General features: G+C 65.8%; 7 protein-coding genes and 1 pseudogene. 7 read left to right on the plus strand and 1 reads right to left on the minus strand.

Annotation, left to right across the window (positions count from 1 at the left end):
• Window positions 1–176: 176 nt before the first annotated feature.
• Both AS156_RS30940 and AS156_RS30945 read left to right on the plus strand, forming a co-directional pair.
• Window positions 177–1,094 carry an efflux RND transporter periplasmic adaptor subunit gene (locus AS156_RS30940; protein ID WP_066512856.1) on the plus strand — a complete coding sequence of 306 codons (918 nt, stop codon included), beginning with the start codon at window positions 177–179 and terminating at the stop codon, window positions 1,092–1,094.
• Window positions 1,094–4,240, plus strand: a complete 3,147-nt coding sequence (locus AS156_RS30945; protein WP_066512858.1) for an efflux RND transporter permease subunit — start codon at window positions 1,094–1,096, stop codon at window positions 4,238–4,240. The genes AS156_RS30940 and AS156_RS30945 overlap by 1 nt, the downstream gene beginning before the upstream one ends.
• 321 nt (window positions 4,241–4,561) lie before the next feature.
• Here AS156_RS30945 and AS156_RS30955 read toward each other — a convergent pair whose 3' ends face one another.
• Window positions 4,562–5,236, minus strand: a complete 675-nt coding sequence (locus tag AS156_RS30955) for a Crp/Fnr family transcriptional regulator (protein WP_066512863.1) — start codon at window positions 5,234–5,236, stop codon at window positions 4,562–4,564.
• Between the two features lie 220 nt (window positions 5,237–5,456).
• Between AS156_RS30955 and AS156_RS30960 the strand changes: the two genes are divergently transcribed.
• From AS156_RS30960 to AS156_RS30980, 5 genes and pseudogenes are all read left to right on the plus strand, one after another.
• Entirely contained in the window at window positions 5,457–7,562 is a 2,106-nt protein-coding gene (locus tag AS156_RS30960) for an AsmA family protein (protein ID WP_066512865.1), read from the plus strand.
• Window positions 7,563–7,697: 135 nt separating this feature from the next.
• Entirely contained in the window at window positions 7,698–10,130 is a 2,433-nt protein-coding gene (locus AS156_RS30965) for an adenylate/guanylate cyclase domain-containing protein (protein WP_066512868.1), read from the plus strand.
• A gap of 183 nt (window positions 10,131–10,313) precedes the next feature.
• Entirely contained in the window at window positions 10,314–10,523 is a 210-nt protein-coding gene (locus AS156_RS30970) for a cold-shock protein (protein WP_066512871.1), read from the plus strand.
• 196 nt (window positions 10,524–10,719) lie between these two features.
• Entirely contained in the window at window positions 10,720–10,971 is a 252-nt protein-coding gene (locus AS156_RS30975; RefSeq protein ID WP_066512940.1) for a hypothetical protein, read from the plus strand.
• A 396-nt stretch (window positions 10,972–11,367) separates the two neighbouring features.
• Window positions 11,368–12,077 (plus strand): annotated as a pseudogene (locus AS156_RS30980) (efflux RND transporter periplasmic adaptor subunit); the annotation flags it as partial.

Genomic DNA, 12,077 nt, shown 5'->3' on the forward strand with positions numbered 1-12,077 from the left:
GAGAGGCAACGACAAGGCACGCGAAACAGCAAACCCGAGCAACCCGCCGCACATGACGTCAGAGTATGATCCGAAAGACTGGACACCGGGCCGCCATATGCCCGGGCAGCAAGATGGCAAGCGGATGAGGTTTCGACGAGCGCTCACGACGCGCCAAGTTCTGGGTTGATCCGGCGATGAATGTTTCTCAGTACCTCAAGCCTGCGCTCGGAACTGCCGCCCTTGTCGCCCTCGGTGCCGCCTACTACGCGTTCGATCACCGCTCCCATCCGATCGCGAAGGACACGCCGGAGCAAGCGCTGGTGGTGGTGACGAAATCGACCAATGCCTGCTTCTCCGACATGGTCCGCGTCACCGGCTTCATCGTGCCGCGCCGCGAGGCGCAGGTGAATGTCGACCAGGAAGGCTCCAAGGTCACCGAGGTGCTCGTCCGCGAGGGTGACACCGTCACCGAGGGCCAGGAGCTGGCGCGGCTGACCCCGCCGCCGCAGCAGGCCGCCCAGGGCAACGCCAAGCAGATCGTGTTGCGCGCACCCGCGGCCGGACTCGTCACCGAGGTGCGCACCGCAGTCGGCGCGCCGGCCTCTCCGCAGGCCCCGCCCATGTTCAAGATCTCCGTCAACAACGAGATCGAGCTCGACGCCGAGGTGCCGGGCTTTCAGCTCATGAAGCTCAATCCCGGCGCCACCGTGCGGATCAGCCGGGACGACGCGCCCGACATCGTCGGCAAGGTCCGCCTGATCTCGCCGCAGATCGACCGCGCCACCCAGCTCGGGCATGTCCGCATTTCCCTGAACAACAATCCGACGCTCAAGGTCGGCGTGTTCGCCCGCGCCAACATCGACGCCAAGCGATCCTGCGGCGTTGCCGTGCCACGCACCGCGATCGACCGCCTGACGCTGCAGGTCGTGAAGGGCAACACGATCGAGACGCGCAGGGTTCGCGTCGGGCTGACGTCGGACAATCTGACCGAAATCCTTGAAGGCCTCGACGTCGGCGAAACCGTCGTGGCCGACGCCGGCACCTCGCTGCATGACGGCGACCAGATCAAGACAGTGTTTGCCGAAGACCTCGATCGCACGCGGACACGCTAATGGCTTTGAACATCTCGGCATGGTCGATCCGGAACCCGCTTCCCTCGATCGTCTTCTCGATCATCCTGCTCCTGCTGGGCTGGGTCTCCTTCACCAAGCTCGCGGTGACGCGGCTGCCGAGCGCCGACATTCCTGTGATCTCGGTCGCGGTCTCGCAGTTCGGCGCGGCACCCTCGGAACTTGAATCGCAGGTCACCAAGACCATCGAGGACGGCGTCTCCGGCGTCGAGGGCGTGCGCCACATCTCCTCCTCGATCACCGACGGCCTGTCGGTCACCACGATCCAGTTCGCACTGGAGACCAACACCGACCGCGCGCTGAACGACGTCAAGGACGCGGTCACCCGCGTGCGCGCCAACCTGCCGCAGAACGTCACCGAGCCGTTGATCCAGCGCGTCGACGTGATCGGCCTGCCGATCGTGACCTATGCCGCGATCTCGCCCGGCAAGACGCCGGAGCAGCTGTCCTATTTCGTCGACGATGTGGTCAAGCGCGCATTGCAGGGCGTGCGCGGCGTCGCCCAGGTCGAGCGCATCGGCGGTGTCGAGCGCGAGATCCTGGTCTCGCTCGATCCGAACAAGCTGCAGGCGATGGGGCTCACCGCAGTCAATGTCAGCCAGTTCCTGCGCGGCAACAATGTCGATCTCGCCGGCGGCCGCGCCGAGATCGGCAAGAACGATCAGACGATCCGCACGCTGGCCGGCGCCAAGACCTTGAATGAGCTGGCCGGCACCATGATTCCTCTGTTCGGTGGCGGCGAGGTGCGGCTCGACGATCTCGGCACCGTGACCGACACCATCGCCGACCGCCGCACCTTCGCCCGCTTCAATGGCGAGCCGGTGGTGGCGCTCGGCATCAAGCGCTCCAAGGGCGCCAGCGACGTGGTGGTTGCGGCCGCCGTGCAGAAGCGCATCGACGCCCTGAAGGCGGCCTATCCCGACGTCGACCTCAAGCTGATCGACACCTCGGTCGAGTTCACCAAGGGCAACTACGAGGCCGCGATCTCGACCCTGTTCGAGGGCGCGATCCTTGCCGTGATCATCGTGCTCTTGTTCCTGCGCGACATCAGAGCCACGATCATCGCCGCGGTCTCGCTGCCGCTATCCATCTTCCCGGCGTTCTGGGCGATGGACATTCTCGGCTTCTCGCTCAACCTGGTCTCGTTCCTCGCCATCACGCTGTCGACCGGCATCCTGGTCGACGACGCCATCGTCGAGATCGAGAACATCGTCCGCCATATGCGGATGGGCAAGACGCCCTATCGTGCCGCACTCGAAGCGGCCGACGAGATCGGCCTTGCGGTGATCGCGATCTCGCTCACCATCATCGCGATCTTCGCACCCGCAAGCTTCATGTCCGGGATCGCCGGGCAGTTCTTCAAGCAGTTCGGCATCACCGTGTCGGTGCAGGTGTTCTTCTCGCTGCTGGCCGCGCGCTTCGTCACGCCGATGCTGGCCGCCTATTTCCTCAAGCATGATGCGCGGGACGAGCCGCAGCCGGGCCGCATCCTGCGTGGCTACCATAGCCTCGTCACCTGGTCGGTGAAGCATCACTACATCACCGTGCTGATCGGCTTTGCGATCTTCGCCGCCTCGATCTGGAGTATCACGCTGCTGCCGCAGGGCTTCCTGCCGGCGCAGGACACCGCGCGCTCGCTGCTGGCGATGGAGCTGCCGCCGGGCTCGCAGCTCGCCTATACCGAGAAGGTCACCGAGGAGATCGTGGCGCGCCTGCGTCGGCGGCCCGAGGTGCGAAGCGTGTTCGTCGACGGCGGCCGCGTGCCGCCAGGCATCCAGGAGGTGCGCCGTGCCGCGCTGATCATCAACTACACGCCGAAGGCCGATCGCAAGATCAGCCAGCGCGAGCTTGAGCTGTCGATCAGCAAGGAGCTCGAGAACGTGCCGGATATCAGGTTCTGGTTCCTCGACGAGAACGGCCTACGCGCGATCTCGCTGGTCGTCACCGGCATCGACAGCAACATCGTCAGCAATGTCGCGAGCGAGCTGGCGACGCAGATGAAGCGGATCCCGATTATCGCCAACGTGATCTCGGAGACGTCGCTCGACCGGCCCGAACTGCGCATCCACCCGCGTACGGAACTCGCCGCGCGGCTCGGCGTCTCGACCGAGAGCCTGTCGCAGACCATCCGCGTCGCCACCATCGGCGATGTCGGCCCGGCGCTGGCCAAGTTCGACGCCGGCGACCGCCAGGTGCCGATCCGCGTCCAGCTCGAGGACAGTGCCCGCAGCGACCTGAAGATGCTGCAAGAGCTGCGGATTCCGCTCGGCTCGCACGGCGAGAAGGGCGGCGTGCCGCTGTCTGTCGTCGCCGACATCCAGCTCGACCAGGGCCCGACCAGCATCAACCGCTACGACCGCGACCGGCAGGCCACCGTCGCCGCCGACCTCGTCGGCAATGCGGCACTCGGCGACGCCACCAAGCTGATCTACGACCTGCCTGTCATGAAGAGCCTGCCCAAGGGCGTGAAGGTCAGCCCGTCCGGCGACGCCGAAAGCCTCAACGAGCTGTCCGACGGCTTCGCCACCGCGATCACCGCCGGCCTGATGATGGTCTACGCCGTGCTGGTGCTGCTGTTCGGTACCTTCCTGCAACCGATCACCATCCTGTTCTCGCTGCCGCTCTCGATCGGCGGCGCGATCGGTGCGCTGCTGCTGACCGGCAAGCAGCTCACCACGCCGGTGTGGATCGGCATCCTGATGCTGATGGGCATCGTGACCAAGAACGCGATCATGCTGGTGGAGTTTGCGATCGAGGCGATCCGGGCCGGCAAGAAGCGCGAAGAGGCGATGATCGACGCCGGCATGAAGCGCGCGCGTCCGATCGTGATGACGACGATCGCGATGGTGGCAGGCATGATGCCGTCAGCGCTCGCCTTCGGTGCGGGCGGTGAATTCCGCTCGCCGATGGCGCTAGCGGTGATCGGCGGCCTGCTGTTCTCGACCTTGCTGTCGCTGGTGTTCGTGCCCGCGATGTTCATGGTGATGGACGACATCGGCGCCCTGTCCTGGCGCCTCGGCAAGCGGCTCGTGGTCTCTCATGCCGACCACGAACTCACGCCCAACGACCAGCAATCCAAGCCGCCGGCCAAGGGATCGTCAAACACGATCTCACCCGCGGCGGAATAACGGCGTCATTGCGGCGTGGCTGAAAGACAAAACCCCTGCGGTCAACGGGAGGACCGCAGGGGTTTGCAGGTGGATGGCGTGAGGCCAGCAAGGCTGGGTGTCACCCCAAGGACCCGCGCCGATAATGAAAGCGACGGCGATCGGTTCCCGCAAGCAAGTCTTTTGTGCAGCCTGCGCGCGCTCACGCAAGCAGGACGCGCAGGACACATCGATCATCGCGCGCGCGTTGCAATCAACCGTCGCGTCTGCGCATGATCTCCGCACAAACGCGTTCTGCGCTTGTCGCGAAGGAAAGTCGCTTCAGACTTTTCCGGATCGCGCTTAGTCGTTGCGCGCCATCGCCGTCAGCTTGGGCATGTTGTGCAGCAGGATGCGCCCGCGCTGCAGGTCGAGAATGCCGTCCCTGCGCCAGGTCTGGAGCTGCCGGTTGACGCTTTCGCGCGCGGCGCCGACGAAGATGCCGAGCTGTTCCTGCGAGATATGCACCTCGGATCCGAAATCCTCGGCCAGCGCGCACAACCGCCGCGCCAATCGCACCGGCAGGGGCTGCAGCACGGATTCCTCCATCCGTTCGCTCTGCCAGCGGATGCGCTGACACAACAGTTCGATTAGCCGCACCGCGACCTTCGGCTCGCGCGCGAGGAAGCCGAGGAAATCATCCCGCCGCAGCACGAACAATTCGCTGACCTCGCCTGCGGTCGCGTCCGCCGTGCGGACCTGGCCGTCGAGGACCGCGACCTCGCCGAAGAGATCGCCGGGGCCCATGAAGTTCAACGTCAGCCGACTGCCATCGGAGGCGCCGGTCTCGATCCGGATCTGGCCGCGGCGGACCCCGAACAGCGCATCGCCGGCATCGCCCTTCTGGAACAGCACCTCGCCGGTCGTGAGCTGCTGGGTGTGGCAAAGGCCCGAAAGCCGCTGCAATTCGTCCGCGCCGAGATCCGCGAACATCGGGTTCATCTTCAAAATGACCGCAAATTCGGCCTGTTTGCTCATCGTACTGCCTTCCAAATCAATCCCAGCGGTCCCGCAACGCCGGTTAGCAAAAATCACCCTCATGGAAGTGTGTCCGAAGTCACATAAGTTCATGCCGGTAACGGATTATTTTTCCGGGCGTTGGAGCGAACCTCCGTTTGCGGGATAATCCCGGTGGGCCGGCTCTGCCGCCCGCCATGCAACCGACCCCGATGCCGCTGGCCCGGTCTGGAACGACGACATGAGAGCACTGAAATTCGCCGGGGCAGCCATCGCCGCCGTGGCCGTGATCATCGCGCTGCTCGCGGCGGTCGGGATCCCGTCCGGCTTCCTGACCTCGGCGATCGCGGAACGGGTCGAGAGCGAGACCGGCTACAAGGTCGCGATCAATGGCGGCGCCAGAATCCGACTTTGGCCGACCGTCAGGATCACGCTCGACGACGTCGTGCTGCAGGACCCGAAAGCGCGCGACATCAACAACCGCCTCGCCGCCGACAGGATCGAGGCCGAAACGACGCTGTCGAGCCTCTGGTCGGGCCGTCCCGACATCAGCGACCTCACGATCGTCAGACCCGAGGTGAACCTGCCGCTGCAGCGTGAGCGGACGCGGGACAACAATCCGCCGGCGAAAGCGGCCCCGCCCCATGACACGCACGCCATCACGATCCGGCATCTCAGCGTCAGCGGCGGCACCGTCGTGTTCTCCAATGTCCGCGACCGGGTCGAGGACCGGATCGAGACAGTCAACGCCGACGCGACCATCGATGCCGACCGCAAGATCGTCGTCACCGGCAGTGCACGTGCCGGCGACAAGCCGCTGAAATTCGAGATCCGCGCCACCGCGCCTCCGCCGCCGCTCGAGCGGCAGAACGTGCCGACCGAGTTCGACATCGACGCACCCGGCCTGCTGCCCGCACCGATCAAGGCCAATGCCGAGGTGCGGCTGAACGGCACGGTCGTGATGTTCAACGGCGTGTCCGGCAAGCTCGGCGACGGCGGCTTCACCGGCTGGGCCTCGGTCGATCTCGCCAGCAACAAGCCGCTGGTGAAACTCGATCTCGACTTCCAACGCATCGCGCTCGCGCCAACGCCGAGCCGACCAGATGCGGCGGCGCAGCCCTGGAGCGATGCCACGATCGATCTCAAGGGGCTGAACTATGTCGACGCGCAGGCGCGCATCTCGGCGGCGGAACTGATGATCGGCGACGGCCGCTTCGCGCCCATGGCGATCGAGGCTTCGCTCGCAAGCGGCGTGCTGAAGGGCCGGCTGACTAATCTCGGTGCCTATGACGGCAATGCCAATGGCGACCTCACCATCGACGCCACCACCGACAATCCCACCTACGCGATGCGGCTCGATCTGAATGGTGTCCGCGCGCTGCCGGTGCTGAAGAACCTTGCCGGGTTCGACAAGCTCGACGGCCGCATGCAGGCGAAGCTCGACCTGCGCGCGCAAGGCAACAGCCCGCGCGCCATCGTCGCCGGTCTCGGCGGCACCGCGTTTGCCGTGTTCCAGGACGGCAAGATCATCGGCCTCAACGTTGCGCAGATGATCCGCAACCTCACGGCCAGCACCTTGTCGGGCTGGCAGCAGAGCCAGGAACTGTCGACCGATCTCAGCCAGCTGTCGGCGTCCTTCAAGATCGACAAGGGCCAGGCCGTCACCACCGATCTCGATCTGGTCGGCCCGCTAGTGAAGATGACCGGGGTCGGCACCGTCGACCTCAACACGAGGCAGATCGGGTTCCGCGTCCAGCCGCAGCTCGTGATGACCACCGAAGGTCAGGGCCGCGGCGGCAATCCGGTCGGCTTCGGCATTCCCGTGATGATCGAGGGGCCGTGGGCGGGCCCGCGGATCTATCCTGAGGTGCAGGGCATCCTCGACAATCCCGGTGCGGCCTATGCCAAGCTCAAGGAGATGGGCAAGGGCCTGTTCGGGCCTGACGGTCAGGGTCTGAGCCAGGACCTCAACCAAGGCCTCAACGGCCTGACGAACCTCCTCAACGGCGTGCAGGGCGGCGGCAGCACCGCGCAGCCGGGCAACAACGGGCAGGCCGCGGGTGGCGCGCAGGGGCAGAACGACCCGCTTGGCGGACAGCTCGGCGCGACCATCGGCAATCTGCTGCAGCAGGGCCTCTCCACCCTGAACCAGGGCACCCGCGGCAGCCAGGGCACGCGCGGCGGCCAGGGCTCGGCCAAACAGGATTCCAGCCAGGGCCGCGGCCTGACGCCGGCGCCGGACACCCCGACCTCCGACCAGCCGCCTCCACCGCCTGCGCCGAACGATGCCCAGCAGCAGGACAATCCGGCGATGAACGGCGTCCTGCGCCAGCTGTTCAATCGCTGACCGTCTCCGAACATCCCGCCGAAATCCGCGACTAACCATGCGGGTGGTGCCCGCCGCCTTGGGCCTCTGTTCCGTGCTAAACAGGCCCTGATCGTGCGGCGCACCCGATTGATTGGAAGGGGCGGACGAGGCTGGATGAGCGAGGTCAAGGACAAGGTCTGGTTCCTGCGCGGAGGCTTGTTCGCCAAATATGTCCTCGCGCTGGTCGGCCTTGTCGTGTTCGTGCTCGCCGTCAACGGCGCGCTGGAGACCTGGATCAGCTACCGCGGCATCAAGAGCTCGCTCACCGATGCGATGGGCGAGAAGGCGGACGCCACCGCCAAGCGCATTGAGCAATCGATCGCCGATCTCGAACGGCAGATCTCCTGGGTGACGCGCGCCTCCTCCAACACGATCGAGCTGCGCCGCGCCGACTATGCGCAACTGCTCGGCCAGGTGCCCGCGGTGAGCCAGCTCACGCTGCTCAGCGGCAGCGGCCACGAGATGCTGCGGCTGTCGCGCCAGACCTACACCGTGAACTCCAACGCCGACTTCTCCCGCGACGTCAGGTTCACCGAGACCGTGAACCGCGGCACCGCCTATGGGCCAGCCTTCTTCCGCGAGGACCGGCCCTTCATGTCGATCGGCGAGCAGCATTCCGGCTTCAATACCGGCGTCACGGTAGCCGAGATCGATCTCGCCTTCCTCAAGGATTTCCTCGGCGATTCCCAGGTCGGCCGCCTCGCCTTCGCCTATGTGGTCGACGCCAGGGGCCGCGTGCTGGCGAACTCGTCGAAGGGGCCTGAGATCGCCAGGGATCTCTCGGCGCTGCCGCAGGTGGCTGCTGCGCTCGCTTCCGATCGCAGGTCCACAGCTTCGGGCACGGACAGCGACGGCAATGCCGTGCTGACGACCGCCAGCGTAGTGCCGAAGCTCGGCTGGTTCGTGTTCTTCGAGCAGCCGACCGCGCAGGCGCTCTCCCCGATCCGCGACCAGCTGGTGCGCATCGCGCTTTTGATCGCGCTCGGCCTCGTGGTCGCGATCATCGCCGGCACCATCCTGGCGCGGCGCATGCTGGTGCCGATCACCGCGCTGCGCACCGGCGCGCGGCGGCTCGGCGCCGGCGACTTCGGTCACCGCATCGAGGTGAAGACCGCCGACGAGCTGGAAGAGCTCGCCGGCCAGTTCAACAGCATGGCCGGGCAGCTCGCCGAGACCTATTCCGACCTCGAGGCCAAGGTGCGCGAACGCACGCGCGACCTTGCGCAATCGATCAACGAGCTGAAGGTGCTGGAGGAGGTCGGCCGCGCGGTCGCATCCTCGCTCGACCTCAACGCCGTGCTGCCGACGGTCGCCGCCCGTGCGCTCGAGATCACCCATGCCGACGCCGTGCTGATCTACGGCTATGACGCTGGTCACCGCACGTTCAACCTCGCGCAATCGATCGGCATCGACGAAGCGGCCGAGGGCAGCCATCGCGCGATCGATGCGGCCGACAGTCCGCTCGGCGAAGCCGCCGCGAGGGGCGAGCCGCTGGCCTTCCCCGATCTTGCCGATAGCAGCGACCATCAGCTGCGCGATGTCGTGGTCGGCGCCGGCTTCCACTCGGTGCTGGTGGTGCCGCTGGTCGACCAGCAGGGCGTGCTCGGCTCGCTGGTGGTGCTGCGCAAGGCGGCCGGCGACTTCCCCGCCAATCTGATCGGCCTGATGAAGACCTTCGCGCACCAGGCGGTGCTGGCGATGCGCAACGCGCGCCTGTTCACTGAAGTCGACCACAAGAGCCACGCGCTGGAAGCGGCCAACACCACCGTACGCGAGCAGGCCGACAAGCTGCGCGAGCAAACCGAGCAGCTCAAGGACTGGAACAGGTCACTCGCACAGCGGGTCGAGACCCAGCTCGGCGAGCTCGAGCGCGTCCGCAGGCTCGAGCGCTTCCTGGCACCGCAGGTGGCGCAGCTGATCGCCTCCTCCGACAGCCCGGAGGGATTGCTCGCCAGCCACCGCCGCGAGGTCACGGTGGTGTTCTGCGATCTGCGCGGCTTCACCGCCTTCACCGAGGCGACCGAGCCGGAAGAGGCGATGAACGTGCTGCGCGAATATCACGCAGCCCTCGGCAAGCTGATCTTCAAATATGAGGGCACGCTCGACAAATATGCCGGCGACGGCGTGATGATCCTGTTCAACGCGCCGATCCAGTTCGCCGACCATACCGAGCGCGCGGTGAAGATGGCGGTGGAGATGCGCGACACCATCGGTCCCTTGACCGAGAAGTGGCGCAACCGCGGCCACAGCCTCGGCTTCGGCATGGGGATTGCGCTCGGCTACGCCACGCTCGGCCAGGTCGGCTTCGAGCAGCGGCTGGAATATGCCGCGATCGGCAGCGTCACCAACCTCGCCTCGCGCCTGTGCGGCGCAGCCAAGCCCAACCAGATCGTCGTCAGCCGCCGCGTCTACGGCATGGTCGAGCCCTACGTCGAGGGCCGCGCGATCGACGATCTCGTGCTGAAGGGATTCAACCACCCGGTGCTTGCAGCGGAGATTCTGAGCTGGAAGAGTGAGCCCGAGGCGGAGGCCACTGCGGCGGAGTAACCGCGCGCAATGGAACCCGCGCCGGCCCGCGCCTTGTTTTCGCGGAAAACGTGTGTATATAGGGTCTATTCGATTAGCCGTTGCGCCTTGTTGAATGGTGCCCCCGGCTCCCTTTTCCAAAGAACACCGTCAATTGAATTGGTGACGCGTCCATCACGCGAATGTCTGCTTTGGAGAAGAGAAGTGGCGACAGGTACTGTGAAGTGGTTCAACGGCCAGAAGGGCTTCGGTTTCATTCAGCCCGATGACGGCAGCAAGGATGTGTTCGTTCATATCAGTGCGGTCGAGCGCGCCGGTCTGTCCGGCCTGGCTGAAGGCCAGAAGGTGTCGTTCGAGCTGAAGACCGACAAGATGCGAGGCAAGACCAGCGCAGAGAACCTCTCGCTGGCTTAAAGCCCAAGCGTCATTCCACGGATGTACTGGAATGACGCCTTGGTCGGCTCGATCTCCGGACACTCAGCGGAGATCGAGTTGGCCTGTGCACGTTCACGGCGTGATCCGGACAAGCGGAAACAGGCTTGCCTTGCGGCAAGCGCGACGCGGTTGCGCGACGATCACGCTCACACAAGGAGCTCACACAGAGATGCCGATGGCCGACAAGAAGCCTCTCGAAATTTCCCCCGAGAAACGCGCGCGCATCCAGCGCCAGCAGCTTGCAGCCGAGGAAGGCGCTCGCGCCCTCGCCGAGGTCCAGCGCGAGGCGATCGCCATCCGCACGAACATGGAGCGGCTGCGCGCGCTCCGCGAGGCCCGCGACGCTGAAGCCGCAAAGCACGCTGAGACCGCATCGACCGCCGCCGCGCCGAAGACCGCGCGCCGCGTGAAGCGGATCGTGCGATAGCTGTCGGGTTTTCGCGCGAACTGTACACCGCATCGCCAAACGAAAGCGCGTCAGCATTCGGGGTCTGATTCGATTTCGAACAGCCTGCGCGGACATACGCCCGAGTTTCTCGTGCCGCTCGCAACTCTTGCAGGTGTCAAGCTATTCGCGCACGACAACGGCGCCGCTACCGCGCAGCTGATTTAGCATACGCGACGCTGACCCAGCACATTTCCCTCCTCGATCATTGATAACACCGACATGCGGCACTGCCCCGCCGCTGGCTTCATGCGTGGTTGCTTTTGTCGCACAGGTCAATCCGGAGCGGGGCGTGGCTCGCGCGCCGGAGCAGCCGGCTGGCTCCGCCGGGGCGCATCTGGTATTCAAGAGCGCCGTCATTTTGGGAATAAGCTTCCAATGATTTTGCGTTTCGCACGCGCTGCCGCCCTTGCCGCCTCTACACTGCTCCTCCTCGCGGCGCAGCCTGCACTCGCCGCTGACAACACCGACACCCTCCCCAAAGGCGCCGCCGTCACCGTCCTCAAGGCCGCGAAATACTGCTTCGACAATATCGTCGAGGTCTCGGGCATCGTGCAGCCGCGCGATGAGCAGCAGGTTCGGCCTGACCGGTTCGGGCTGAAGGTGGCGGAGGTGAAGGCCGATGCGGGCGACAATGTCACCGCGGGACAGCAGCTGGCGCGGCTGACCGACGGCACCAATTCGTTCAACGTCGCGGCACCGGTGGCGGGCACGATCTCGGCCTCGACGGCGATCGTCGGCGCGCCGGCATCAGCCAAGGGCGAGGCGCTGTTCACGATCATCACCAAGAGCGAGTACGACCTGGTCGGCATGGTGCCGACCCGCGACATCACCAAGCTTGCCGCCGACCAGACGGCGCGGGTCGCCATCCTCGGCGCCGGCGAGATCGACGGCAAGGTCAGGCTGATAGCGCCGACCGTGGAGCCGAACAGCCAGCTCGGCCAGGTATTCATCGGGCTTTCCACCGACCGGCGGCTGCTGGTGAATTCGTCTGGCCGCGCGCAGATCAAGACCGGGCAGAGCTGCGGCGTCGCCGTGCCGCTGACCGCGATCCTCTATTCCACCGCCGGCACCGTGGTGCAGGTGGT

This window comes from Bradyrhizobium macuxiense (assembly GCF_001542415.1).
In the GTDB taxonomy this organism is placed as follows: domain Bacteria; phylum Pseudomonadota; class Alphaproteobacteria; order Rhizobiales; family Xanthobacteraceae; genus Bradyrhizobium; species Bradyrhizobium macuxiense.